This is a genomic window from Bacillus sp. F56 (assembly GCF_001748205.1).
In the GTDB taxonomy this organism is placed as follows: Bacteria; Bacillota; Bacilli; order Bacillales; family Bacillaceae; genus Bacillus; species Bacillus stercoris.
Genome location: NZ_BDFC01000009.1, coordinates 85,652 through 109,948, shown reverse-complemented (window position 1 = coordinate 109,948; position 24,297 = coordinate 85,652). Strand labels below are relative to the sequence as shown.

25 protein-coding genes and 3 pseudogenes are annotated in these 24,297 nt (G+C 46.0%); 18 read left to right on the top strand and 10 right to left on the bottom strand.

All coding sequences use genetic code 11. The features are described 5' to 3' along the window. Positions 1-103 precede the first annotated feature (103 nt). Positions 104-472, bottom strand: coding sequence for a DUF3212 family protein (locus tag BFW96_RS16080; RefSeq protein WP_069839992.1), 369 nt, complete (start codon positions 470-472; stop codon positions 104-106). Positions 473-715: 243 nt separating this feature from the next. Between BFW96_RS16080 and BFW96_RS16075 the strand changes: the two genes are divergently transcribed. The 10 genes from BFW96_RS16075 (at position 716) to nosA (ending at position 11,001) form a co-directional block, all read left to right on the top strand. Then, positions 716-1,063, top strand: coding sequence for a YflT domain-containing protein (locus BFW96_RS16075; RefSeq protein WP_003233729.1), 348 nt, complete (start codon positions 716-718; stop codon positions 1,061-1,063). 190 nt (positions 1,064-1,253) lie between these two features. Then, the gene (locus BFW96_RS16070) at positions 1,254-2,516 is read left to right on the top strand and encodes a pectate lyase (RefSeq protein ID WP_069839991.1); all 1,263 of its coding nucleotides are present in this window, start codon (positions 1,254-1,256) and stop codon (positions 2,514-2,516) included. A gap of 126 nt (positions 2,517-2,642) precedes the next feature. Continuing rightward, positions 2,643-4,079, top strand: a complete 1,437-nt coding sequence (locus BFW96_RS16065; RefSeq protein ID WP_003233725.1) for an anion permease — start codon at positions 2,643-2,645, stop codon at positions 4,077-4,079. Between the two features lie 127 nt (positions 4,080-4,206). Next, complete coding sequence (gene yflR, locus BFW96_RS16060; protein WP_069839990.1) at positions 4,207-5,835, top strand: two-component sensor histidine kinase CitS; 1,629 nt, start codon at positions 4,207-4,209, stop codon at positions 5,833-5,835. Continuing rightward, complete coding sequence (gene citT, locus BFW96_RS16055) at positions 5,807-6,487, top strand: two-component response regulator CitT (protein WP_069839989.1); 681 nt, start codon at positions 5,807-5,809, stop codon at positions 6,485-6,487. Before yflR ends, citT begins: the two co-directional genes overlap by 29 nt. Positions 6,488-6,489: 2 nt before the next feature. After that, positions 6,490-7,449: a tripartite tricarboxylate transporter substrate binding protein gene (locus tag BFW96_RS16050; RefSeq protein ID WP_069839988.1), complete on the top strand. Its 960-nt coding sequence runs from the start codon at positions 6,490-6,492 to the stop codon at positions 7,447-7,449. Positions 7,450-7,474: 25 nt separating this feature from the next. Further along, positions 7,475-7,606 carry a hypothetical protein gene (locus BFW96_RS22025; protein ID WP_052438176.1) on the top strand — a complete coding sequence of 44 codons (132 nt, stop codon included), beginning with the start codon at positions 7,475-7,477 and terminating at the stop codon, positions 7,604-7,606. 34 nt (positions 7,607-7,640) lie between these two features. Next, entirely contained in the window at positions 7,641-8,942 is a 1,302-nt protein-coding gene (gene citM / locus BFW96_RS16040; RefSeq protein ID WP_069149163.1) for an Mg(2+)/citrate complex secondary transporter CitM, read from the top strand. A gap of 55 nt (positions 8,943-8,997) precedes the next feature. Further along, positions 8,998-9,792 (top strand): MBL fold metallo-hydrolase, encoded by a 795-nt coding sequence (locus tag BFW96_RS16035; protein WP_069839987.1) that lies wholly within the window; start codon positions 8,998-9,000, stop codon positions 9,790-9,792. 117 nt (positions 9,793-9,909) lie between these two features. Beyond that, positions 9,910-11,001, top strand: a complete 1,092-nt coding sequence (gene nosA, locus BFW96_RS16030) for a nitric oxide synthase (protein ID WP_069839986.1) — start codon at positions 9,910-9,912, stop codon at positions 10,999-11,001. Here nosA and BFW96_RS16025 read toward each other — a convergent pair. Next, on the bottom strand, positions 10,992-11,267 hold the full coding sequence (locus BFW96_RS16025) for an acylphosphatase (RefSeq protein WP_040083751.1): 276 nt from the start codon (positions 11,265-11,267) through the stop codon (positions 10,992-10,994). The genes nosA and BFW96_RS16025 overlap by 10 nt on opposite strands. 66 nt (positions 11,268-11,333) lie before the next feature. On the opposite strand from BFW96_RS16025, the gene BFW96_RS16020 reads away from it, so the two are divergent. Further along, the gene (locus BFW96_RS16020) at positions 11,334-11,999 is read left to right on the top strand and encodes an MOSC domain-containing protein (RefSeq protein ID WP_069839985.1); all 666 of its coding nucleotides are present in this window, start codon (positions 11,334-11,336) and stop codon (positions 11,997-11,999) included. Between the two features lie 40 nt (positions 12,000-12,039). Here BFW96_RS16020 and BFW96_RS16015 read toward each other — a convergent pair whose 3' ends face one another. From BFW96_RS16015 to map, 4 genes are all read right to left on the bottom strand, one after another. Beyond that, the gene (locus BFW96_RS16015; protein ID WP_003239885.1) at positions 12,040-12,177 is read right to left on the bottom strand and encodes a YflJ family protein; all 138 of its coding nucleotides are present in this window, start codon (positions 12,175-12,177) and stop codon (positions 12,040-12,042) included. 156 nt (positions 12,178-12,333) lie between these two features. Next, positions 12,334-12,489: a hypothetical protein gene (locus BFW96_RS16010; protein WP_014663188.1), complete on the bottom strand. Its 156-nt coding sequence runs from the start codon at positions 12,487-12,489 to the stop codon at positions 12,334-12,336. Positions 12,490-12,597: 108 nt separating this feature from the next. After that, on the bottom strand, positions 12,598-12,912 hold the full coding sequence (locus BFW96_RS16005) for a DUF3243 domain-containing protein (RefSeq protein ID WP_014663189.1): 315 nt from the start codon (positions 12,910-12,912) through the stop codon (positions 12,598-12,600). An 81-nt stretch (positions 12,913-12,993) separates the two neighbouring features. Next, positions 12,994-13,743 carry a type I methionyl aminopeptidase gene (gene map, locus BFW96_RS16000; protein WP_064813858.1) on the bottom strand — a complete coding sequence of 250 codons (750 nt, stop codon included), beginning with the start codon at positions 13,741-13,743 and terminating at the stop codon, positions 12,994-12,996. A gap of 170 nt (positions 13,744-13,913) precedes the next feature. On the opposite strand from map, the gene nagE reads away from it, so the two are divergent. Next, positions 13,914-15,272, top strand: coding sequence for an N-acetylglucosamine-specific PTS transporter subunit IIBC (nagE, locus tag BFW96_RS15995; protein ID WP_014663190.1), 1,359 nt, complete (start codon positions 13,914-13,916; stop codon positions 15,270-15,272). 32 nt (positions 15,273-15,304) lie between these two features. Here the strand turns inward: nagE and ltaS are convergent, their stop codons facing one another. Beyond that, positions 15,305-17,254: a lipoteichoic acid synthase gene (ltaS, locus tag BFW96_RS15990; RefSeq protein ID WP_069839984.1), complete on the bottom strand. Its 1,950-nt coding sequence runs from the start codon at positions 17,252-17,254 to the stop codon at positions 15,305-15,307. 100 nt (positions 17,255-17,354) lie between these two features. Here ltaS and BFW96_RS21260 point away from each other — a divergent pair, with 100 nt between their 5' ends. From BFW96_RS21260 to BFW96_RS15980, 3 genes are all read left to right on the top strand, one after another. Next, a complete protein-coding gene (locus tag BFW96_RS21260; RefSeq protein WP_083252907.1) occupies positions 17,355-17,483 on the top strand; it encodes a hypothetical protein in 129 nt (42 codons plus the stop codon). Positions 17,484-17,510: 27 nt separating this feature from the next. Then, positions 17,511-17,903, top strand: coding sequence for a DnaJ family domain-containing protein (locus tag BFW96_RS15985; protein ID WP_069149167.1), 393 nt, complete (start codon positions 17,511-17,513; stop codon positions 17,901-17,903). A 123-nt stretch (positions 17,904-18,026) separates the two neighbouring features. Then, positions 18,027-19,442, top strand: coding sequence for an alanine/glycine:cation symporter family protein (locus tag BFW96_RS15980; protein WP_069839983.1), 1,416 nt, complete (start codon positions 18,027-18,029; stop codon positions 19,440-19,442). On the opposite strand, the pseudogene BFW96_RS21255 reads toward BFW96_RS15980, so the two are convergent. The 3 pseudogenes from BFW96_RS21255 to BFW96_RS22120 all read right to left on the bottom strand — a co-directional run. Beyond that, positions 19,439-19,748: pseudogene (locus tag BFW96_RS21255) on the bottom strand (endospore germination permease); the annotation flags it as partial. The gene BFW96_RS15980 and the pseudogene BFW96_RS21255 overlap by 4 nt on opposite strands. A 15-nt stretch (positions 19,749-19,763) precedes the next feature. Beyond that, a pseudogene (locus BFW96_RS22125) lies at positions 19,764-19,878 on the bottom strand (spore germination protein); the annotation flags it as partial. A 124-nt stretch (positions 19,879-20,002) separates the two neighbouring features. Further along, positions 20,003-20,150: pseudogene (locus BFW96_RS22120) on the bottom strand (hypothetical protein); the annotation flags it as partial. 188 nt (positions 20,151-20,338) lie between these two features. Between BFW96_RS22120 and treP the strand changes: the two are divergent. The 3 genes from treP (at position 20,339) to treR (ending at position 24,248) form a co-directional block, all read left to right on the top strand. Continuing rightward, the gene (gene treP, locus BFW96_RS15970; RefSeq protein WP_069839981.1) at positions 20,339-21,751 is read left to right on the top strand and encodes a PTS system trehalose-specific EIIBC component; all 1,413 of its coding nucleotides are present in this window, start codon (positions 20,339-20,341) and stop codon (positions 21,749-21,751) included. A gap of 71 nt (positions 21,752-21,822) precedes the next feature. After that, positions 21,823-23,511 carry an alpha,alpha-phosphotrehalase gene (treC, locus tag BFW96_RS15965; RefSeq protein ID WP_069839980.1) on the top strand — a complete coding sequence of 563 codons (1,689 nt, stop codon included), beginning with the start codon at positions 21,823-21,825 and terminating at the stop codon, positions 23,509-23,511. A gap of 20 nt (positions 23,512-23,531) precedes the next feature. Next, the gene (treR, locus tag BFW96_RS15960; RefSeq protein WP_069839979.1) at positions 23,532-24,248 is read left to right on the top strand and encodes a trehalose operon repressor; all 717 of its coding nucleotides are present in this window, start codon (positions 23,532-23,534) and stop codon (positions 24,246-24,248) included. Positions 24,249-24,297 lie beyond the last annotated feature (49 nt).

Genomic DNA, 24,297 nt, shown 5'->3' with positions numbered 1-24,297 from the left:
TTCTTCCTTTTTTTAGTTTTAGTAATGAGAATCATTATCACATGTAACACTATAATAGCATGGCTTATCATGTCAATATTTTTTTGTAAAGAAATCCGTTTTTTCACTGCTTTCTCATGAAAGCATCATCAGACACGAATAAGTGGTATGCAGCGTTACCGTGTCTTCGAGACAAAAACGCATAGGCGTTGGCTTTAGAGGTTTCGAACATATCAGCGGTGACATATGGGAGGAGAGTGTTGAGATAACCGGACAATTTCTTTTCGATTTCGTCCGCAAGCGCAAACTCAATATCGCCGATATTCATAATAATCGAGAAAACAAAGTCGATATCGATATCAAAATGCTCCTCGGCAAAAACCGCAAGCTCGTGAATTCCTGGTGAACATCCGGCACGCTTATGGAAAACCTGTTTGACTAAATCACTTACAATCCAAGCATTGTATTGCTGTTCTGGTGAAAAGTATTGCATTAGACATACCTCCTGCTCGTACGGATATAGGCAGCAATTCATGGTCGTGTGCTCCGTGCAGCGGCTTTACTTTAATTTTGACTTTTCTGAAAATAAGTCCCGTTCCTATCACTTTACCATGGACGGAAAATAAATAGCTACTACCATTCTTCCTGTTTTTCTCTTCAATGTTCTGGAATCTGTTTCAGGTACAGACGAACGGGTATGAAAGAAATATAGAAAACAAGAAGGAGGAATATCGACATGAAACCAGTTGTAAAAGAGTATACAAATGACGAACAGCTCATGAAGGATGTAGAGGAATTGCAGAAAATGGGTGTTGCGAAAGAGGATGTATACGTCTTAGCTCACGACGATGACAGAACGGAACGCCTGGCAGACAACACGAATGCCAATACGATCGGAGCCAAAGAAACAGGTTTCAAGCACGCGGTGGGAAATATCTTCAATAAAAAAGGAGACGAGCTCCGCAATAAAATTCACGAAATCGGTTTTTCTGAAGATGAAGCCGCTCAATTTGAAAAACGCTTAGATGAAGGAAAAGTGCTTCTCTTTGTGACAGATAACGAAAAAGTGAAAGCTTGGGCATAAAGCAAGGAAAAAACCAAAAGGCCAATGTCGGCCTTTTGGTTTTTTTGCGGTCTTTGCGGTGGGATTTTGCAGAATGCCGCAATAGGATAGCGGAACATTTTCGGTTCTGAATGTCCCTCAATTTGCTATTATATTTTTGTGATAAATTGGAATAAAATCTCACAAAATAGAAAATGGGGGTACATAGTGGATGAAAAAAGTGATGTTAGCTACGGCTCTGTTTTTAGGATTGACTCCAGCTGGCGCGAACGCAGCTGATTTAGGCCACCAGACGTTGGGATCCAATGATGGCTGGGGCGCGTACTCGACCGGCACGACAGGCGGATCAAAAGCATCGTCCTCAAATGTGTATACCGTCAGCAACAGAAACCAGCTTGTCTCGGCATTAGGGAAGGAAACGAACACAACGCCAAAAATCATTTATATCAAGGGAACGATTGACATGAACGTGGATGATAATCTGAAGCCGCTTGGCCTAAATGACTATAAAGATCCGGAGTATGATTTGGACAAATATTTGAAAGCCTATGATCCTAGCACATGGGGCAAAAAAGAGCCGTCGGGAACACAAGAAGAAGCGAGAGCACGCTCTCAGAAAAACCAAAAAGCACGGGTCATGGTGGATATCCCTGCAAACACGACGATCGTCGGTTCAGGGACTAACGCTAAAGTCGTGGGCGGAAACTTCCAAATCAAGAGTGATAACGTCATTATTCGCAACATTGAATTCCAGGATGCCTATGACTATTTTCCGCAATGGGATCCGACTGACGGAAGCTCAGGGAACTGGAACTCACAATACGACAACATCACGATAAACGGCGGCACACACATCTGGATTGATCACTGTACATTTAATGACGGTTCGCGTCCGGACAGCACATCACCGAAATATTATGGAAGAAAATATCAGCACCATGACGGCCAAACGGATGCTTCCAACGGCGCTAACTATATCACGATGTCTTACAACTATTATCACGATCATGATAAAAGCTCCATTTTCGGATCAAGTGACAGCAAAACCTCCGATGACGGCAAATTAAAAATTACGCTCCATCATAACCGCTATAAAAATATTGTCCAGCGCGCGCCGAGAGTCCGCTTCGGGCAAGTGCACGTATACAACAACTATTATGAAGGAAGCACAAGCTCTTCAAGTTATCCTTTCAGCTATGCATGGGGAATCGGAAAGTCATCTAAAATCTATGCCCAAAACAATGTCATTGACGTACCGGGACTGTCAGCTGCTAAAACGATCAGCGTATTCAGCGGGGGAACGGCTTTATATGACTCCGGCACGTTGCTGAACAGCACACAGATCAACGCATCGGCTGCAAACGGGCTGAGCTCTTCTGTCGGCTGGACGCCGTCTCTGCATGGGTCGATTGATGCTTCTGCTAATGTGAAATCAAATGTTATAAATCAAGCGGGTGCGGGTAAATTAAATTAAGAAAGTGAAAAACACAAAGGGTGCTAACCTTTGTGTTTTTTAATTAATTAAAATGTTTATTAACTTAGTTAAGGAGTAGAATGGAAAAGGGGATCGGAAAACAAGTATATAGGAGGAGACCTATTTATGGCTTCAGAAAAAGACGCAGGAAAACAGTCAGCAGTAAAGCTTGTTCCATTGCTTATTACTGTCGCTGTGGGACTAATCATCTGGTTTATTCCCGCTCCGTCCGGACTTGAACCTAAAGCTTGGCATTTGTTTGCGATTTTTGTCGCAACAATTATCGGCTTTATCTCCAAGCCCTTGCCAATGGGTGCAATTGCAATTTTTGCATTGGCGGTTACTGCACTAACTGGAACACTATCAATTGAGGATACATTAAGCGGATTCGGGAATAAGACCATTTGGCTTATCGTTATCGCATTCTTTATTTCCCGGGGATTTATCAAAACCGGGCTCGGTGCGAGAATTTCGTATGTATTCGTTCAGAAATTCGGGAAAAAAACCCTTGGACTTTCTTATTCACTGCTGTTCAGTGATTTAATACTTTCACCTGCTATTCCAAGTAATACGGCGCGTGCAGGAGGCATTATATTTCCTATTATCAGATCATTATCCGAAACATTCGGATCAAGCCCGGCAAATGGAACAGAGAGAAAAATCGGTGCATTCTTATTAAAAACCGGTTTTCAGGGGAATCTGATCACATCTGCTATGTTCCTGACAGCGATGGCGGCGAACCCGCTGATTGCCAAGCTGGCCCATGATGTCGCAGGGGTGGACTTAACATGGACAAGCTGGGCAATTGCCGCGATTGTGCCGGGACTTGTAAGCTTAATCATCACGCCGCTTGTGATTTACAAGCTGTATCCGCCGGAAATCAAAGAAACACCGGATGCGGCGAAAATCGCAACAGAAAAACTGAAAGAAATGGGACCGTTCAAAAAATCAGAGCTTTCCATGGTTATCGTGTTTCTTTTGGTGCTTGTGCTGTGGATTTTTGGCGGCAGCTTCAACATCGACGCAACCACAACTGCATTGATCGGTTTGGCCGTTCTCTTATTATCACAAGTTCTGACTTGGGATGATATCAAGAAAGAACAGGGCGCTTGGGATACGCTCACTTGGTTTGCGGCGCTTGTCATGCTCGCCAACTTCTTGAATGAATTAGGCATGGTATCTTGGTTCAGTAATGCCATGAAATCATCCGTATCAGGGTTCTCTTGGATTGTGGCATTTATCATTTTAATTGTTGTGTATTATTACTCTCACTATTTCTTTGCAAGTGCGACAGCCCACATCAGTGCGATGTATTCAGCATTTTTGGCTGTCGTCGTGGCAGCGGGCGCACCGCCGCTTTTAGCAGCGCTGAGCCTCGCGTTCATCAGTAACCTGTTCGGGTCAACGACTCACTACGGTTCTGGAGCGGCTCCGGTCTTCTTCGGAGCAGGCTACATCCCGCAAGGCAAATGGTGGTCCATCGGATTTATCCTGTCGATTGTTCATATCATCGTATGGCTTGTGATCGGCGGATTATGGTGGAAAGTACTAGGAATATGGTAGAAAGAAAAAGGCAGACGCGGTCTGCCTTTTTTTTATTTTCACTCCTTCGCAAGAAAACGGATTTTGAAAAATGAGAAAATTCCCTGTGAAAAATGGTATGATCTAGGTAGAAAGGACGGCTGGTGCTGTGGTGAAAAAGCGGTTCCATTTTTCCCTGCAAACAAAAATAATGGGGCTGATTGCGGCTCTGCTGGTCTTTGTCATTGGTGTGCTGACCATTACGTTAGCCGTTCAGCATACACAGGGAGAACGGAGACAGGCAGAGCAGCTGGCGGTTCAAACGGCGAGAACCATTTCCTATATGCCGCCGGTTAAAGAGCTCATTGAGAGAAAAGACGGACATGCGGCTCAGACGCAAGAGGTCATTGAACAAATGAAAGAACAGACCGGCGCGTTTGCCATTTATGTTTTGGACGAAAAAGGAGACATTCGCAGCGCCTCTGGAAAAAGCAGATTAAAGAAACTGGAGCGCAGCAGAGAAATTTTGTTTGGCGGTTCGCATGTTTCTGAAACAAAAGCGGATGGACGAAGAGTGATCAGAGGGAGCGCGCCGATTATAAAAGAACAAAAGGGATACAGCCAAGTGATCGGCAGCGTATCTGTTGATTTTCTGCAAACGGAGACAGAGCAAAGCATCAAAAAGCATTTGAGAAATTTGAGTGTGATTGCTGTGCTTGTACTGCTGCTCGGATTTATTGGCGCCGCCGTGCTGGCGAAAAGCATCAGAAAGGATACGCTTGGGCTTGAACCGCATGAGATCGCGGCTCTATATCGTGAGAGGAACGCAATGCTTTTCGCGATTCGAGAAGGGATTATTGCCACCAATCGTGAAGGCGTCGTCACCATGATGAACGTATCGGCGGCCGAGATGCTGAAGCTGCCCGAGCCTGTGACCCATCTTCCTATAGATGACGTCATGCCGGGAGCAGGGCTGATGTCTGTGCTTGAAAAAGGAGAAATGCTGCCGAACCAGGAAGTAAGCGTCAACGATCAAGTGTTTATTATCAATACGAAAGTGATGAATCAAGGCGGGCAGGCATATGGGATTGTCGTCAGCTTCAGGGAGAAAACAGAGCTGAAGAAGCTGATCGACACATTGACAGAGGTTCGCAAATATTCTGAGGATCTCAGGGCGCAGACTCATGAATTTTCAAATAAGCTTTATGCGATTTTAGGGCTGCTTGAACTTGGGGAGTATGATGAAGCCATTGATCTGATAAAAGAGGAATATGCGATACAAAATGAACAGCATGATCTTTTATTCCATAATATCCATTCGCAGCAGGTGCAGGCCATTTTGTTAGGGAAAATAAGCAAGGCATCGGAAAAGAAGGTCAAGCTGGTGATTGATGAGAACAGCTCACTCGCGCCTCTTCCTGCGCATATCGGCTTGTCCCATCTTATTACGATTATTGGCAATTTAATTGATAACGCTTTCGAAGCTGTAGCGGAGCAAAGCGTGAAGGAAGTTTTGTTTTTTATCACGGATATGGGCCATGACATTGTCATTGAAGTATCAGACACAGGGCCCGGTGTGCCGCCAGAGAAAATAGAAGCTGTGTTTGAGAGAGGCTATTCTTCAAAGGGGATGAAGAGAGGCTACGGTCTGGCCAATGTGAAAGACTCAGTGCGTGAACTGGGCGGCTGGATCGAACTGGCGAATCAAAAAACTGGCGGGGCGGTATTCACTGTGTTTATACCAAAGGAGAAACAAAGGGGGAATCCATTTGATTCACATCGCGATTGCGGAGGATGATTTTCGAGTTGCGCAAATCCATGAGAGATTGATCAAACAGCTTGATGGATTCAAGATTATCGGCAAGGCGGCTAACGCAAAAGAGACATTGGCGCTTTTGAAGGGACACAAGGCTGATTTGCTTCTGCTGGATATTTATATGCCGGACGAGCTTGGGACCGCGTTGATTCCTGATATACGAAGCCGATTTCCTGAAGTGGACATTATGATTATCACAGCGGCAACAGAAACCCGTCATTTGCAGGAAGCGCTAAGGGCGGGAATTGCCCACTATTTGATCAAACCCGTAACGGCTGACAAGTTCAGGCAGGTGTTGCTTCAGTATAAAGAAAAAAGGAAGCTGCTCATGTCTCAGCCGGAGGTCAGCCAATCCATGATCGACCATATTTTTGGGAACAGTGTGAAGACAGCTTTGCCGGCAGAGGATTTGCCGACTGGCATTAATTCGATTACACTGCGAAAAATTAAGGAAGCGCTTCAGACTGCGCCAGAAGGATTGACAGCGGAGGAACTTGGGGAAAAAATGGGGGCGTCACGAACAACTGCCCGCCGTTATGCCGAGTACCTTGTGTCAAAGGAAGAAGCAAGAGCCGAGCTTGAATACGGGATTATCGGCAGGCCGGAGAGAAAATATTATTTGGCGGCGGATTAGATATGAAAAAATCTATAATCCTATTGATTATTCTATTGATCTTTATGCAGGGTGATATCAGGCAGGCGGCTGCGCCGCGCCTGCCGGACGGGCCGATAGAAATTGTCGTCCCTGCCGAACCTTCTGGCGGCTGGGATGTCACAGCGCAGGCGATCCAATCAGTTTTGAGGCAGAAGCAGATCGTGAAGGATGATGTTCATATCGTCTATAAATCCGGCGGCGGGGGAGAGAAAGGCTGGAAATATGTCAACAAAAGCAGCAAACAAACCATCAGCATGACGTCCAGCCTAATATTGAGCAATGATCTTCTCGGGCAAAGCAAATTAAAAATGTCCGATTTTACGCCGCTCGCCATTCTCTCCAAGGAATGGCAGACGGTTGCATTGCCAAAAGGATCAGCGTTAACAAATGGCAAGGATGTGCTGAATGAGATCAACATGCATCCCGGCAAGGTGAGAATCGGCTTTGCCCCGGGGTTTGGCAATGATGATCAGCTCTCGTTCGTCAGAGCGGCAGATATGTACGGCATTGACCCGTTTGACATTCAATTCTCACAGTATGACAGCAGTGAACAGCTCATTCAGGCGCTGATCAGACATGAGATAGAAGCAGCTTCCATGACCCTTTCTGAAGCGAAACCATATGAACGAAACGGCGATATCACGTTAGCCGCTGTAACATCTGATAAAAGACTTCCCGGTTTTCCAAATGTACCGACGTGGAAGGAGCAGGGAATCCCGTTTGTTTTTTCTCATTGGAGAGGGATTTTGGGCCCGAAAAATATGTCTGAGGAAGAGATTTCTTACTGGGATCAAGCGCTAAAGAAGGTCACCTCTTCACCTGAATGGAAGCGGAAAATAAACGAACAGGACTGGGAAAGCTTTTATTTGAACAGCAGGGAAACGAAGCGGTTTCTTGAACAGCAATCCGCTTTTTATCAAAGCATAATGACAGGAAATTAAGATCCCGGCATCCGGGATCTTTTTCATGCCGGAAAATGATCAAAAAGAACAAAACGGTTTTAAAAAATTAAAAATACAAAAAAACCAAATTATTTACTTGCGGTTGGTTTTCCCATACGATGGCAAAAAGGCAAGACAAAAGGGGAGTAAGGGATAAAAATGTAAGCGGATTCATTTAAGGGGGAATGGATGTGTTAGCAATCTTAGGCTTTCTCATGATGCTTGTGTTTATGGCATTGATCATGACAAAACGGCTTTCTGTTTTAACAGCATTGGTTTTAACGCCGATTGTGTTTGCGCTGATCGCCGGATTTGGATTTACTGAAGTTGGGGACATGATGATTTCGGGGATTCAGCAAGTCGCGCCGACAGCTGTCATGATTATGTTTGCGATCTTATATTTTGGAATTATGATTGATGCAGGCCTGTTTGATCCAATGGTTGGCAAAATTTTAAGCATGGTCAAAGGGGACCCTTTAAAAATTGTTGTCGGGACAGCGGTTCTGACGATGCTCGTCGCATTGGACGGCGACGGTTCGACAACGTATATGATTACGACAAGCGCCATGCTTCCGCTCTATTTGCTGCTTGGCATCCGGCCAATTATCCTGGCCGGAATCGCGGGCGTCGGCATGGGAATCATGAACACGATTCCATGGGGTGGCGCGACGCCGCGGGCGGCGAGCGCGCTGGGGGTTGATCCGGCTGAGCTTACAGGGCCGATGATTCCTGTCATTGCAAGCGGGATGCTTTGTATGGTGGCGGTTGCGTATGTGCTTGGAAAAGCGGAACGAAAGCGCCTTGGTGTAATTGAACTGAAACAGCCGGCAAATGCCAATGAACCGGCGGCTGCGGTTGAAGATGAGTGGAAACGGCCGAAGCTTTGGTGGTTCAATTTATTGTTGACGCTTTCTTTAATAGGATGTTTAGTATCGGGTAAAATCAGTTTAACCGTTCTGTTTGTCATTGCGTTCTGTATTGCACTGATTGTGAATTATCCCAATCTCGAGCATCAGAGACAGCGCATCGCGGCGCATTCCAGCAACGTGCTGGCTATTGGTTCAATGATTTTTGCGGCCGGGGTATTCACGGGGATTTTGACAGGCACGAAAATGGTTGATGAAATGGCGATCTCGCTCGTGTCCATGATACCGGAACAAATGGGCGGATTGATCCCGGCGATTGTGGCCTTAACAAGCGGCATTTTTACATTCTTGATGCCGAATGACGCGTATTTCTACGGGGTGCTGCCAATTTTATCAGAAACAGCTGTCGCATATGGTGTGGATAAAGTTGAAATTGCCAGAGCCTCTATTATCGGCCAGCCGATTCATATGCTGAGTCCGCTTGTGCCATCCACTCATTTGCTTGTCGGGCTTGTCGGGGTTTCTATTGACGACCACCAAAAATTCGCATTAAAATGGGCGGTTCTCGCAGTGATCGTCATGACGGCTATCGCTCTATTGATTGGTGCGATCTCTATTTCCGTATGATAATTCAGGCGTAATGACACACACTAACGGCATACAACATTCCGGAGGTGTCATTATGGGTGATCCTTATATGCCGCTGACTTCAGTCAGAAGCGGAACGGGGTTCGAAGCGGCAAAAGGGGTGCACGGCCTGACTGTGCAAATTGCGAATGTCTATTTTATTCAGCTGCCTTCTGAACCTCACTCATTTGTTTTAATTGATGCCGGCATGCCCCAATCAGCCGGCATGATTGTCAATGAAGCCAAGCAAAGATTCGGTGAAGGTTTTCAGCTGAAGGCGGTTATCCTTACACACGGACACTTTGACCATATCGGAGCAATCGAAGAGATTCTTGAGCATTGGGATGTACCTGTTTATGTCCATTCGAGGGAAATGCCTTATGTAACAGGCAAAGAGGGGTATCCTCCAGCTCGTCCTGACAGCAAGAGCGGGCTGGTCGCCAAGCTGTCGCCGCTGTTTCCGCGGCATTCCATCGATATTTCCTCACATGTGCATGAACTGCCGGAAGACGGCTCAGTTCCATTTCTTGACGAGTGGATGTGGATCGCGACACCGGGACACACGCCGGGCCATATTTCGTTATTCCGCGATGACGGCCGCGTGCTTGTGGCAGGTGATGCTGTTATTACGGTGGAGCAGGAGAAAATGGCTGACGTCTTGATTCAAAAACAGGAGCTTCACGGGCCGCCGGCCTATTTTACGCCTGACACAGAGACGGCCGCGGAGTCCATTCTAAAGCTGGCCGCTCTTGAACCGGAAGCGTTATTGACCGGGCACGGCATACCGATGACCGGCAAAAACTTTCGTCGTGACTTAACTGAATTGGCAAACCGTTTATCGTCTATTTGACACCCGCACTACGCGGGTGTTTTTTATTGTTTTCCAAGAAGTTGCAGAAAAATCATTGTCTTGCCGCTTAAAAACGATACAATGAAAAGCATGAAGTGAAGTGAAGGAGAGAGTTTGTTGGAAGAAAAAGAAATACTCTGGAATGAAGCGAAAGCGTTTATTGCCGCATGCTATCAGGAATTGGGAAAGGAGGAGGAAGTGAAAGACCGTCTTGCTGACATTAAAAGTGAAATTGACCGGACCGGAAGCTATATACATACGAAGGAAGAGCTGGAGCACGGAGCGAAAATGGCTTGGAGAAACAGCAACCGCTGCATCGGCAGGTTGTTCTGGAATTCGCTGAATGTCATCGACAGACGAGACGTCCGGACGAAGGAGGAAGTGCGTGACGCCCTCTTTCACCATATTGAAACCGCCACCAATAACGGGAAAATCAGGCCGACCATTACGATTTTCCCTCCGGAAGAGAAGGGTGAAAAGCAAGTCGAGATCTGGAATCATCAGCTGGTCCGGTATGCCGGATATGAGTCAGACGGAGAAAGAATCGGCGACCCGGCTTCCCGTTCCCTGACAGCAGCCTGCGAAGAGCTCGGCTGGCGCGGAGAGCGAACGGATTTTGACCTGCTGCCGCTCATTTTTCGCATGAAAGGCGACGAGCAGCCGGTCTGGTATGAGCTGCCGCGTTCACTTGTGATCGAGGTTCCAATCACACATCCTGACATCGATGCGTTTTCTGACTTGGAGCTGAAGTGGTACGGCGTGCCTATCATTTCTGATATGAAGCTTGAGGTTGGCGGCATTCATTATAATGCCGCGCCGTTTAACGGCTGGTATATGGGCACGGAGATCGGAGCGAGAAACCTCGCAGATGAAAAGCGGTACGACAAGCTCAAAAAAGTAGCGTCCGTGATCGGCATCGCCGCTGATTACAATACGGATTTATGGAAGGATCAAGCGCTTGTTGAATTGAATAAGGCTGTGCTGCATTCGTATAAAAAGCAGGGGGTCAGCATCGTTGACCATCATACAGCCGCAAGCCAGTTTAAACGGTTTGAAGAACAGGAGGAAGAAGCGGGCAGAAAGCTGACGGGGGATTGGACGTGGCTGATTCCGCCGATCTCACCCGCCGCCACTCATATCTTCCACCGATCCTATGACAACTCAATCGTTAAGCCGAATTACTTTTATCAGGAAAAGCCTTATGAGTAAACAATGGAAAATCGATGATGGCCTTCGAGTCTGCGGGATTCAGTGACAGAGATGTCGGTAACCTTTGAGAAAGGGCTTCCTTTCTTTACAGCCTCAAGAAACGATTGCAGGGCGTTTTCCGGCCCCTCTGCCAACATCTCAACACGCCCGTCATCACGGTTTTTGACCCAGCCGGCCAGTTTTCGCTTATCAGCTTCCATTTGAACAAAATAGCGAAAGCCCACACCCTGAACCCGGCCGTCTACAATGATTCGGTATTGAAGCATGTAAAAACCACCTTTTCTTTTTATGATAATCAATTATTTTACAGCCTGTAAAGGGGATGTGTTCGCATGAAACCAGAGCGCTATACAGTTCTTTCTCTTAATCTGGGAAAACCGCAGACGCTTGAATATGACGGAAAGAAGATCGAAACCGGCATCATGAAGCGGCCGGCTGATTCCGCCGTTATGCTGCACTGCGAGAATTTTGAAGGAGACGGACAGGCGGACATCGTCAACCACGGCGGACCTGATAAGGCTGTTTGCGTCTACCCGGCGGAGCATTATCCGTTTTGGGAAGAGTTCCTCTCAAGACCGCTGCCAAGCGCCGCATTTGGAGAAAATTTGACGGTCGCGGGCCTGACTGAGGAGACAGTTTGCATAGGGGATGTGTTCAAGCTTGATAAAGCTGTTGTTCAGGTCAGCCAGCCGCGCCAGCCGTGTGTAAAGCTGGCGAAAAAGTTTGGCGTAAAAGAAATGGTGCTGAAGGTTCAGCAAACAGGCTATACAGGGTATTATTTTCGCGTGCTGGAGGAGGGCAGGGTGTCACCAGGCGCCAAGCTTGAATTGCTGTCCAGAGGAGAGAAAGGCATCTCCGTCCAGTTCGCCAACCGCATCAACTACCATGATGCAAAAAATCTCACTGCCATTGACCGGATTTTAAGTGAGGATGCCCTATCGAAAAGCTGGAGAGCGTCCTTTATGAAAAAAAAGGCCAGGCTGCTGCCGGTTGAATAAAAAAAAGCCGCGCACATCAACGTGCGCGGCTTTGACATCTTTAAGATTGTTTTTTCTTTGTTTCAAGCAGGTTGGCAAGAAAATAGGTTTTATAGCTTTGAAGCTTTCTTCCCTCATGGTGCGTGATCCCCTGCTTTTTTAGTTCTGCCACATACCAGCCTTTACTGCCGTAATGCATGTCAGAAAACTCCTTTCCCTATCTGATTTCGAAACGATTGGCATTGTAACATCTATAAAAAGATGCTGAAAAGAGATGTGGGGAAAACTGAGCCTTTCGCACTAGATATGCGAATGTTCTTCTGTATGTATATGCGGAGTAAAAGCCGAATATGATTTAATGGCCGGTCAATTTGAGCATAACAACGCCAAATGTCATAATGGCGAAAACAATGCCGATATATGTGAGCATCCCGTTTTTTTTCTTTACGCCGTAAACGGTTATTAAGATGCCTTCAATGAAAAAAATGATGCCAAAAATGATAAACCACATGCAGATAGAGGCTCCTTTCACAGACATAATAGTAGTGTAGCATATCTGGAAGAGCCGGGCTGTGACAATATCAAGAAAGCCGGGCGCATATATCGCCCGGCTCATGTTTTATTGTTTATCAACCAATTTGACCAGAAGCTGTGCCAAATGTGTTTTCTCATTTTCGTCCGCAATGCTCCAAAGCTCTTGCAGCAGCATTTCTTCACCGTTTTGCGGCTCTTCATGCTTTGCGAGGTAGTCTCCCAGGATCGCGGCGCTTTTCACCAGCTTGCCGTCATCCAATCCCAGCTTTTTGCCTCGATTGACTTGTTTTTTCAAGTAGTCTTTAAATTCCTCAAAGTCTTTTAAAATGTCTTCTTTTGTTGTGCCGTGCATCGCGTTCATTTCGTTTTCAATTTGGATTTTTTCTTGATCTCTGTTCATTGCAAGTCCTCCTCGTGCAGAATAATGTTGTTTTACCTGCAATTCGAGGAGGCTAAACCTGCCGGAAGTCCGGAATGTGTTTTACAGCTTCGTCAGGATAATCGGTTCGTCTTTTGTAATAACGATCGTGTGTTCAACTTGGGCAACCATGCTTTTATCCGGCGTCTTGAACGTCCAGCCGTCTCCAGCTTCAACAATCGTTTCCGCTTTCGTAGAAATAAACGGTTCAAGCGCGATCACTGTGCCGTTTTTGAAAAGCGCGTTATCAAACGGGTCATAATAGTTCATGATGTGGTTCGGCGCTTCATGCAGGCTGCGGCCGATTCCGTGGCCGGTCAGTGTTTTGATGACGGTAAAGCCTTGAGAGCGTGCTTCATGATAAACGGCTCTTCCGATCTGGTTTTGGCGCTTGCCTGCTTTTGCCTGCTGAAGGCCCTTTTGAAAAGCGTCTTCCGCGCATTGGCAAAGCTTATGAAGGCGTTCTTCTCCATCACCGAGTACAAATGAGATGCCTGTGTCGGAATAGAACCCGCCAAATTCAGCAGAGATGTCGATGTTGACAAGGTCCCCTGCTTTTAAAATCTTGGAAGTGCTTGGTATGCCGTGAGCCACTTCATCATTTACGCTGATGCATGTCACACCTGGAAAATCGTATTCCTTCTCAGGAGCTGAAACGGCGCCATGCTCATCAAGCACAGCTTTTCCGATAAGGTCAAGGTCTTTTGTGCTCATGCCGGGCTCTGCTTTTCGCTTCATTTCTTCACGCGCAAGCGCAACGATTCTTCCGATTTTTTTCAGGCCTTCTAATTCTTGATCGTTTGTTACAATCATCTGTCATTCCCGCTTTCTTTTTAAATAATCTAGATTAAGCTTACCACAACTATCTTAAAAATAGGAAACACACGGACCTGGGAAAAAAGAAATACCTTGGGAAAATTGGTATAGATCACTAGATATCTTATATGGTATATTTGAAAAAAAAGGGTATGAGGGGGATGGGTATGCTTTCATTTTTACAAAAACTCGGGAAGTCATTTATGCTCCCGATTGCGGTTCTGCCTGCGGTTGGAATTATCCTTGCGCTTGGCAGAGAGGATGTATTTAATATCCCGTTTGTCTATCAGGCGGGGACGGCGGTTTTTGATCATCTGCCGCTTATTTTCGCGATCGGAATTGCCATTGGCATTTCGAAGGACAGCAATGGGGCCGCGGGTTTATCAGGGGCGATATCGTATCTGATGCTTGACGCGGCGACAAAGACAATTGACAAAACAAATAACATGGCGGTGTTTGGGGGAATTATTGCCGGTTTAATTGCTGGTTACACCTATAACCGCTTCAAGGATACAAAGCTGCCAGAATATCTCGGATTTTTCAGCGGTAGACGGCTTGTGCCGATTATAACTGCCATCATTACGATCATTTTAGCCGGCATATTCGGAGTCGTCTGGCCGCCGATTCAATCGTGTATAAACTCATTTGGAGAGTGGATGCTCGGGCTCGGCGGCATCGGGGCAGGCATATTCGGCCTTTTCAACAGGCTGTTAATTCCGCTTGGCCTTCACCACGTACTGAACAATATTTTCTGGTTCCAATTCGGAGAATATAACGGAGTGACAGGGGATCTGGCGCGCTTTTTCGCGAAAGATCCGACAGCGGGCACTTATATGACCGGATTCTTCCCAATCATGATGTTCGGTCTTCCGGCGGCGTGTCTGGCTATGGTTGTGACTGCGAAGCCGTCTAAACGGAAAGCGACGGCTGGAATGATGATTGGGTTTGCTTTAACGGCGTTTATCACAGGGATTACGGAGCCGATTGAGTTTGCATTTATGTTTTTATCTCCGCTTTTATACGCTGTTCACGCGATCTTAACAGGGTTATCTTTATTTATCGTCAACTGGCTCGGCATCCGCTCAGGCTTCTCTTTTTCAGCCGGAGCTATCGATTATGTGCTCAGCTACGGAATCGCAGAAAAACCGCTGCTTCTGCTTTTTGTAGGTATATGCTATGCGGCAGTATACTTTATCGTGTTTTATGTACTGATTAAGGCTTTGAATTTAAAAACGCCGGGACGGGAAGATGATGATGTGGATGAAGTGCTGGATGAAAATACGGTTCAGGATGTAAATGAAAACATCATGCTGAAAGGGCTCGGCGGAAAAGAAAATCTTCAAACCATTGATCATTGCGCCACAAGGCTGCGATTGACTGTGAAGGATACCGCTTTGGTGGATGAAGCGCTTTTGAAGAAAGCAGGCGCAAAAGGGGTTGTCAAATCTGGCGGGCAATCGGTTCAAGTCATTATTGGGCCGAATGTGGAATTTGCAGCTGAGGAATTGAGAGCTGCCGTCAAATAAAAAAGCGGAGAGGGCAACCTCTCCGCTTTTTCTTATTTATCTTCGTTATCCTTTGACGTTTCGGAAGAATCTTCGTCATGTTTTGTGTAATCATAATCAGAAGGGTTTACCTTCTTAAAACCTTTCGGCTCGTAGAACCGCAGCAGGTCTCCGTTTATGATTTTATCGGACATTTCAAGTTCCTTCTTGACGAGTGAGTCTTCTGACTTGTCGACTTCGGATTCATCGAGTTCTTTGCCGGTTTTCGTATCGTAATACTTACCGGATATTTTCGTGTACTTCGGTGAAATAAAGTCTCCGTTTCGGAACGGAATCACTTCACGGTGTTCTTTTGATAAAATATCAGACCCGGACATCAGATAGTCTTTCGTATCCACTCCGAGCAGATGCAGAATGGTAGGAGCCACGTCGACGTCTCCGGCATATTTATGAACCTTCTCGCCCTTCACGCCGGCAGCGTGGATAAAGAGCGGCACCCGTTGAAGCTGGGCATTGTCGTAATCAGTGATTTCATCTTTGCCAAGCACTTTCGCCATCGCTTTATTGTGGTTTTCAGAGATGCCGTAGTGGTCTCCGTACATCACAATAACCGATTTATCATATAACCCGTCTTTTTTCAGATCATTGAAGAATTGTTCAATGGACTGATCAAGGTAATGGGCTGACTGGAAGTAGTTATCGACGACAGAGTCACCAAAGTCTCCAGCCGGGAAGTCTGTATCCCCCTCATCCATTCCGAATGGGAAGTGGTTGGACAGGGTAATGAACTTCGTATAGAACGGCTGCGGCAGGCTTTCCAGCAGCGGCATTGATTCTTTGAAGAACGGTTTGTCTTTCATGCCGTAGTTTTTCGTGTTTTCTTCGTTCATGTCATAGTAGGCAGAATCAAAGAATTTATCAATGCCTTCCGCTTTGTACATTTCGTTACGGTTCCAGAACGTCTGCGTGTTCCCGTGGAAAGTAGCAGATGTGTAATTCTTAGACTTCAGAATCGCCGGAACGGATTGCAGCGTGTTTTGCGCTTTGTTTACGAAAACTGAACCTTGAGCCAGCGGGTACAGAGAGTTTTCCATCATAAATTCAGCATCAGATGTTTTACCTTGTCCCGTTTGGTGGAAAAAGTTATCAAAGTAGAACGTTTCGTTATCATGTGCCAGTTTATTTAAGAACGGTGTCACTTCTTTGCCGTCAATTTTATAGTCGATGATAAATGACTGCAAAGATTCAAGTGAAACGTAAATGACGTTTTTTCCTTCCGCTTTGCCGAAATACACGTTATTCGGCACATCGTAATTGGCTTTCATATAGTTTTCTACGTCCGTCACGTCGCTGGAATCGGCAAGCGCGCGCTGGCTGTTGGACTTGATATTCTGTACAGCGTCATAAATTGTGAAATTGTATGTTCCCAAGTATTTCACAAGATAGTTCCGGTCGAATGATCTTGTCAGCAATTCAGGACGGTCTGATTCCGCAACTGCCAGGTTGATCAAGAACACAAGAATCGAAGACGCTAAAATAATTCGGAACGATTTTTTGCTTGACGTTTCGGCAGGCTTGTTCACTTTGATCGCCAAGATGATCAGGATGATCGTATCGATAAAGTAAAAGGCGTCAGTCGGTCTCATCAGCGAAAATGCGCTGTCACCGAGTTGGCCGCCGTTTGTTTTAGCCTGCATAATGACCGGAATTGTAATAAAATCATTGAAAAATCTGTAGTACACAATGTTTGCGTACAGTAAAAAAGACATTAAAAAATGAATCACTATAATGGCTGTCCGCTGTAATTTTTTCTTGAACAAGAGTCCAAAGCCAAGAAAGAACAAGCTTGAGCTAAGAGGATTCACAAAAAGCAATATTTTTTGTATCGTGTTGTCTATTCCTAAGTTGAAGTTCAGGACATAACCGACATACGTTTTGATCCATAACAGGACGACCGCGATGAAGAAGAAGGCCAGTCCTCTTTCTTTTATAAATGTTTTCATTGTTACACTCCTTTTTTCCGATCCAGTTCGAGCGAAACGATAGAAAAAACGAACGTATCCAATATAACACGAATCAGCAGATTAGAAAAGTGAAAATCGTATGATGGAGAAAGTGGCGAAAAACGCCGTCGAATCAACGTTTCGCTTTGAAATGACCAAATGTAAAACAAGGTATCTTTCTAGAAATAAAGGAATAAAATGGTGCAATGATCATTATATGATAAAATAAACGGAATAGATGAAAAGAGGTGGAAGGATGGATTTTTCCCATATTGTGTCTGAAGATAAAATTAAGCGCGCCATCAAAGACGGAGACTTTCAAAACCTCCCGGGAATGGGAAAGCCGCTGCCGAAAGATGACGCGGCACACTTGCCGGAATCGCTGCGCATGGGCTACCGTATTATGAAAAATGCGGGAATGGCTGAGGACGAGGGCGCGCTCAAAAAAGAGCTTATGACCATCGACCATTTAATCGAAAAGTGCTATGACGAAAAAGAACGAGAGCAATTAATCAGAACAAAATCTGAAAAGCAATTGCTGCTTGATAAGCTTGTTGACAAAAAAGACATGTTTTCAAAGCCAGCATCCGCTTTTTATAAGAATAAAGTATATGACCGGCTTGGACGAAACAGACCTTCTTCCAGCTGATTTGTCTTGTCTGCAGGATGGCGATTGAGAGAAGCCATCCTTTTTATATTCCAAGTTCTATGTCTAAAGGTTTATGTTTTTCCATCTATGGGAAATGACTCATAAACGAAAAAGGGTGATGGGATGGAACGACTATTAGAGTGGATAGAGCATATATCTGATTGGCTGTGGGGGCCGCCGCTAATCATTCTGCTGACGGGGACGGGGGTGTATTTCACTATTTTGCTGAAAGGTTTTCAATTTCGCTATCCTTTATACATTTTCAAACAGACAATCGGCAGCGTAGGAAAAAAGCCGAAGGGAGAGGGGACGGTCACACCGCTCCAGGCATTGACCTCGGCCCTCAGTTCAACGATCGGTGCGGCGAACATTGTCGGTGTGCCTGCCGCTATTATGTTTGGAGGGCCCGGAGCGGTTTTTTGGATGTGGCTTATTGCCTTATTTGCTATGGCGATTAAGTTTTCTGAGAGTGTTCTTGCTGTTCATTACAGAGAAAAAAATGAGCAGGGTGAATTCGTCGGGGGACCGATGTATTACATAACAAAAGGGCTGCGCATGAAATGGCTCGGCGTATTCTTCTCTGTTGCGCTGATTGTGGAGCTGATCCCGAGCATTATGGTTCAGGGAAATTCGGTTTCAGTATCGCTTGCCGAGACGTTTTCTTTCAATAAAATATACGCAGGAATCGGCATAGCGTTTTTGATCGGGTTAGTGGTGATCGGAGGAGTAAAGCGGATCGGAAAAGTAACAGAGTTTGTCGTGCCTCTTATGGCAGGGGCATACGCGGGAGCCGGTCTCCTGATTGTTCTCATGAATCTATCATCAGTGCCGGCGTTTTTCTCTCTTATCTTTTCAAATGCGTTTACTTCTTCTTCAGCAGTTGGAGGATTCGCTGGTGCTGCTCTGGCTGAAACCGTTCGCTGGGGATTTGCCCGCGGGCTGTATTCTAATGAAGCCGGAATGGGCACAGCCCCGATTGCACACGCGGCAGCTATGACTGATCACCCAGTGCGGCAAGGGTTTTGGTCTGTGATCGGCATTGTCATTGACACCTTGATCATCTGTACGACTACCGCTTTTATCGTCCTTGCATCCGGTGTCTGGACGGGGAAGAACGCCTCACATGACCCGGCAGCACTGACAACGGCCGCATTTCAGCACTATTTCGGTTCTGGAGGAGGGTATTTCGTCTCGGTTTCTCTCGTCTTCTTTGTTGTATCGACCATCATGGTTGTCATTTTCTACGGCGTAAAGCAAGCTGAATTTTTGTTCGGGCGGCTGGCAGGACATGTGATTAAATTCGTTTATTTAGCGGCTATTATCATAGGTGCCGCAGGCGGAGCAAAAGCCATTTGGGGCGTATTGGACTTAGCATTGGTTTTTATTGTTGTCCCGAATGTGATTGCGCTCTTGTTATTGAGCAGAAAGGTAAAAGCGCTGTACACCGAATTCTTTACATCTGAACAGTACTACCTGAAAGATATAAGAAAAACGAAAAAGAAGCCTGTTTATCCAACAAAAGAAGCTAAAAATTCCTAGTGTTTTGCTTTGGCGCCGAACAATGCTTTGCTTTTCACGATCAATAAATGAAAAGGCAGCAAAAGAGAAATCACTGTATTCATGATCGGCTTGATTCTGTTAAAGTCGATTAGCTGATTTGTATGTTAAGAAGAACCAAAAGCTGCATACGACTGAGAACATGCCGGTTGATGTATACATGGCTTTCGGGTCGATTGTTGAGTGTAAGAACGAAAGGCCGTACACCACAATATAAAGTAAACCGGCGATCTTCACCGTAATGACCGGAGTCCAAAAGGCCGCGATGCTCAGGCCTGAACGATCTAAGATACGATATCACCATGGGGCAGAAACAATTTTCGCTTCAGTAGCTGTCCCAATAACAAAAGCGCCCGAGAATGCTGACCGTCTGGCCAACGGTTTTCGGCAGGCGCACTCCCTCTTCACGGAGAGCCTCAGCTTTATGGCGGGAAAGAAATCGCTAGCGGGCAGACGCCGCGCTGAACATTATACCCTGAGGCTTTCAGTGAAGCCCCCTCTTGATCCTCTGATGGTCGATTCTGTTATAAACTCTTCAATGTTTCTTCATAAACAATAAATCCGCACAGCCCATTTCCAAAGTCAAATTGTCTAAATATGATGTCTTTCCTTCAAATCGGGAGAGTTCGGTCTGTCCTGATTGTCTTCAAGCTCTTTGATGAGCTGAAGCGCTTTGTCGCGTTTATTCATAGAAGCTTACCCTGCTTTTTAATGTCACAATAAGTGCTTGTGACTTTTAGGGTAACCTTGTCTGTTTCATATATTCCGAACTAGGATGAAAGCGCTATAAAAAAGTGTTGACTACATGTATATACAGGAATACAATATAATCATAAGTTGTATATACAAGTTATAAAAGCGGATACGGAGGGGTTGGCATGGGGGAACTGAACAAATCGGCACGTCAGATTGTCGAAGCAGTCGGCGGTGCTGAAAATATTGCAGCGGCAACTCATTGTGTTACACGTTTGCGTTTTGCATTAATAGATGAAAGCAAGGTTGACCAACAGGCGCTTGATCAAATTGATGTGGTAAAGGGATCATTCTCGACAAACGGACAGTTTCAGGTCGTCATCGGCCAGGGAACTGTCAACAAAGTATATGCTGAATTGGTCAAGGAAACGGGGATTGGCGAGTCAACTAAGGATGAAGTGAAGAAGGCTTCAGAAAAAAATATGAATCCTTTGCAGCGTGCTGTGAAAACGCTTGCAGATATCTTCATTCCAATATTGCCTGCGATTGTCACGGCGGGTCTTTTAATGGGGATCAATAACATTTTAACGGCGGAAGGCATTTTCTTCAGCACAAAATCGATTGTGCAGGTCTATCCGCAGTGGGCAGATCTTGCTAATATGATTAACCTGATTGCAGGCACGGCCTTTACGTTCCTGCCTGCGTTAATCGGATGGTCTGCCGTCAAACGATTCGGCGGCAATCCGCTTCTTGGCATTGTGCTCGGGGTTATGCTCGTGCATCCTGATTTGCTGAATGCGTGGGGGTATGGCGCCGCAGAACAAAGCGGAAAGATCCCGGTATGGAATTTATTCGGCCTAGAGGTGCAGAAAGTCGGCTATCAGGGCCAGGTGCTCCCCATTTTGCTTGCTTCTTATATGCTGGCGAAAATTGAGATGTTTTTAACAAAACGCACACCTGAGGGCATACAGCTTCTCGTTGTCGCGCCGATTACGCTTCTCGTAACAGGATTTGCCTCTTTTATTTTGATCGGCCCGGTTACATTTGCGATCGGGAATGTGCTGACTTCAGGACTTATCTCGGTGTTCGGTTCTTTTGCCGCACTTGGCGGTTTGTTATATGGCGGCTTCTACTCAGCGCTCGTGATTACCGGTATGCATCACACGTTTCTTGCCGTTGACCTGCAGCTCATCGGATCAAAGCTCGGCGGCACCTTTTTATGGCCGATGCTGGCGCTTTCTAATATCGCCCAAGGTTCGGCCGCGCTGGCCATGATGTTTATCGTGAAGGATGAGAAACAAAAAGGCCTCTCCCTCACGTCAGGGATTTCTGCTTATCTTGGCATTACAGAGCCTGCCATCTTTGGGGTGAATCTGCGATACAGATTCCCATTTATCATCGCAATGATCAGCTCTGGGCTGGCCGGAATGTATATTTCTTCTCAAGGTGTGCTGGCCAGCTCCGTCGGTGTCGGCGGCGTGCCGGGGATTTTCTCAATCATGAGCCAGTACTGGGGCGCGTTTGCTATCGGGATGGCCATTGTATTAATCGTACCGTTTGCCGGAACATACGCGTATGCTAGATTCAAACATAAATAACCAATGGGGAGCGGGACGTGTTTAGCGTTCCCTTTTCCCGTTTATCATTTAAAAATCGGTGGTGGAAACAGATGAAAACAGAACAAACGCCATGGTGGAAAAAAGCTGTGGTTTATCAAATTTATCCGAAAAGCTTTAACGATACGACAGGAAACGGAGTAGGTGATCTAAACGGCATCATCGAAAAGCTCGATTACTTAAAAACACTTCAGGTGGATGTGCTTTGGCTGACGCCGATTTATGATTCTCCGCAGCAGGATAATGGGTATGATATTCGTGATTATTACTCGATTTATCCTGAATATGGAACGATGGAGGATTTTGAAAGATTACTATCCGAAGCGCATAAAAGAGACTTGAAAGTCGTCATGGATCTTGTCGTCAATCATACGTCAACAGAGCACAAATGGTTTTGCGAGGCGATTTCTTCAATCGACAGCCCATACCGTGATTTTTATATATGGAAAAGCCCGCGGGAAAACGGTTCTCTTCCGACGAACTGGGAATCGAAATTCGGCGGCCCGGCATGGGAGTTTGATGAAGCATCGGGACAATACTATTTGCATCTGTTTGATGTGACGCAGGCTGATTTGAATTGGGAAAATGAAGAGGTCAGAAAGCATGTCTATGACATGATGCATTTTTGGTTTGAAAAGGGGATAGACGGCTTCAGGCTTGATGTCATTAACCTGATTTCTAAAGACCAGCGCTTTCCGGATGCGCAAGCCGGAGAAGACGGCCGTGCCTATTACACTGACGGGCCGCGGGTGCACGAATATCTGCATGAAATGAACGAAAAGGTGTTTTCACATTATGACAGCATGACGGTCGGTGAGATGTCTTCAACGACGGTAGACCATTGCATCCGATACACGAATCCTGCCAATAAGGAACTAGACATGACGTTCAGCTTCCATCATCTCAAGGTTGACTATCCAAACGGCGAAAAATGGGCCTTGGCGCCGTTTGACTTTTTAAAGCTGAAGGAGATCCTATCCGATTGGCAAACGGGGATGCACGCAGGAGGGGGATGGAACGCTCTGTTCTGGTGCAATCATGATCAGCCGCGCGTTGTATCAAGATATGGAGATGATGGCGCGTATAGGGTGAAATCGGCGAAAATGCTTGCTACGGCCATTCATATGATGCAGGGCACGCCTTATATTTATCAGGGTGAGGAGCTGGGGATGACGAATCCGAAGTTTACTGACATCAGCTCCTATCGGGATGTTGAATCGCTGAACATGTATCACGCCTTGAAGGACAAAGGAATGGCTGATCAAGAGACCACAGCGATTTTACAGGCGAAATCCCGTGACAATTCCAGAACCCCCGTTCAGTGGGATGCTACGGAGAATGGCGGTTTTACAACGGGCACACCATGGATACCGGTTGCCGGCAACTATCGGGAAATCAATGCTGAAGCGGCGCTGAGGGATCAAAATTCGGTGTTTTACCATTATCAAAAATTAATTCAGATTCGCAAAATGTATGACATCGTGACAGAGGGGACGTATGAGTTAATCGCAAAGGATGACCCGAGCATTTTTGCGTATCTCAGACACGGCCGCAATGAAAAGCTGCTCGTGATCAATAATTTTTACGGGAAAGAGGCTTCCTTTACAGTGCCGGACTCTTTAGCGCCTGACGAATGGAAGGCAGAGGTGCTGTTGACGAACGATGAAGCAAGGGAAGGGCTTCAGAACATGACGCTCCGCCCGTATGAGTCCATTGTTTATCGTTTAACGAAACCGTGTTAAACTAAGCTGGGTGGTCCATAATGAAGGTGAATAAATTCATCACAATTTATAAAGACATCGCACAGCAAATCGAAGGCGGCCGATGGAAAGCGGAGGAGATTCTTCCGTCAGAACATGAGTTGACCGCACAGTATGATACATCAAGAGAAACGGTCCGAAAGGCGCTTCATATGCTCGCGCAAAACGGCTATATTCAGAAAATCAGAGGGAAAGGCTCCATCGTTCTCAACCGTGAAAAAATGCAGTTTCCCGTTTCGGGTCTTGTCAGCTTCAAGGAGCTCGCGCAAACGCTCGGCAAAGAAACGAAAACAACTGTACACAAATTCGGGCTGGAGCCTCCGTCAGAGCTGATCCAGAAGCAGCTCCGGGCCAATTCGGATGACGACATCTGGGAAGTCATCAGGTCTAGGAAGATTGACGGGGAACATGTGATTTTGGACAAGGATTATTTTTTCAGAAAGCATGTCCCTTACCTGACGAAAGAAATTTGTGAAAACTCCATATATGAATATATAGAAGGAGAACTCGGTCTTTCGATCAGTTACGCCCAAAAAGAAATTGTCGCCGAGCCGTGTACGGACGAGGATAGAGAGCTGCTCGATTTACGCGGCTATGACCATATGGTTGTGGTGAGAAACTACGTCTTTTTGGAGGATACCAGTATGTTTCAATATACGGAAAGCAGACACCGTCTCGACAAATTCCGGTTTGTCGATTTTGCGCGGCGGGGAAAGTGAAAGAGGCGCCTGCCTTTGGCAGCGCGCTTTTTTGTTTGGTATCAAAATT

Coding starts and splice junctions, on each gene's coding strand:
- BFW96_RS22025 (WP_052438176.1), top strand. CDS start 7,475: ATGCCGGAAAATGATCAAAAAGAACAAAACGGTTTTAAAAAATTAAAA.
- BFW96_RS16025 (WP_040083751.1), bottom strand. CDS start 11,267: ATGCTTCAATACCGAATCATTGTAGACGGCCGGGTTCAGGGTGTGGGC.
- BFW96_RS15980 (WP_069839983.1), top strand. CDS start 18,027: ATGGAACGACTATTAGAGTGGATAGAGCATATATCTGATTGGCTGTGG.
- BFW96_RS15985 (WP_069149167.1), top strand. CDS start 17,511: ATGGATTTTTCCCATATTGTGTCTGAAGATAAAATTAAGCGCGCCATC.
- nagE (WP_014663190.1), top strand. CDS start 13,914: ATGCTTTCATTTTTACAAAAACTCGGGAAGTCATTTATGCTCCCGATT.
- BFW96_RS16050 (WP_069839988.1), top strand. CDS start 6,490: ATGAAAAAATCTATAATCCTATTGATTATTCTATTGATCTTTATGCAG.
- BFW96_RS16065 (WP_003233725.1), top strand. CDS start 2,643: ATGGCTTCAGAAAAAGACGCAGGAAAACAGTCAGCAGTAAAGCTTGTT.
- treP (WP_069839981.1), top strand. CDS start 20,339: ATGGGGGAACTGAACAAATCGGCACGTCAGATTGTCGAAGCAGTCGGC.
- map (WP_064813858.1), bottom strand. CDS start 13,743: ATGATTGTAACAAACGATCAAGAATTAGAAGGCCTGAAAAAAATCGGA.
- ltaS (WP_069839984.1), bottom strand. CDS start 17,254: ATGAAAACATTTATAAAAGAAAGAGGACTGGCCTTCTTCTTCATCGCG.
- BFW96_RS16070 (WP_069839991.1), top strand. CDS start 1,254: ATGAAAAAAGTGATGTTAGCTACGGCTCTGTTTTTAGGATTGACTCCA.
- BFW96_RS16005 (WP_014663189.1), bottom strand. CDS start 12,912: ATGAACAGAGATCAAGAAAAAATCCAAATTGAAAACGAAATGAACGCG.
- BFW96_RS16080 (WP_069839992.1), bottom strand. CDS start 472: ATGCAATACTTTTCACCAGAACAGCAATACAATGCTTGGATTGTAAGT.
- BFW96_RS16035 (WP_069839987.1), top strand. CDS start 8,998: ATGGGTGATCCTTATATGCCGCTGACTTCAGTCAGAAGCGGAACGGGG.
- BFW96_RS16010 (WP_014663188.1), bottom strand. CDS start 12,489: ATGTGGTTTATCATTTTTGGCATCATTTTTTTCATTGAAGGCATCTTA.
- BFW96_RS21260 (WP_083252907.1), top strand. CDS start 17,355: ATGATGGAGAAAGTGGCGAAAAACGCCGTCGAATCAACGTTTCGCTTT.
- BFW96_RS16020 (WP_069839985.1), top strand. CDS start 11,334: ATGAAACCAGAGCGCTATACAGTTCTTTCTCTTAATCTGGGAAAACCG.
- treC (WP_069839980.1), top strand. CDS start 21,823: ATGAAAACAGAACAAACGCCATGGTGGAAAAAAGCTGTGGTTTATCAA.
- BFW96_RS16075 (WP_003233729.1), top strand. CDS start 716: ATGAAACCAGTTGTAAAAGAGTATACAAATGACGAACAGCTCATGAAG.
- BFW96_RS16015 (WP_003239885.1), bottom strand. CDS start 12,177: ATGCATTACGGCAGTAAAGGCTGGTATGTGGCAGAACTAAAAAAGCAG.
- treR (WP_069839979.1), top strand. CDS start 23,532: ATGAAGGTGAATAAATTCATCACAATTTATAAAGACATCGCACAGCAA.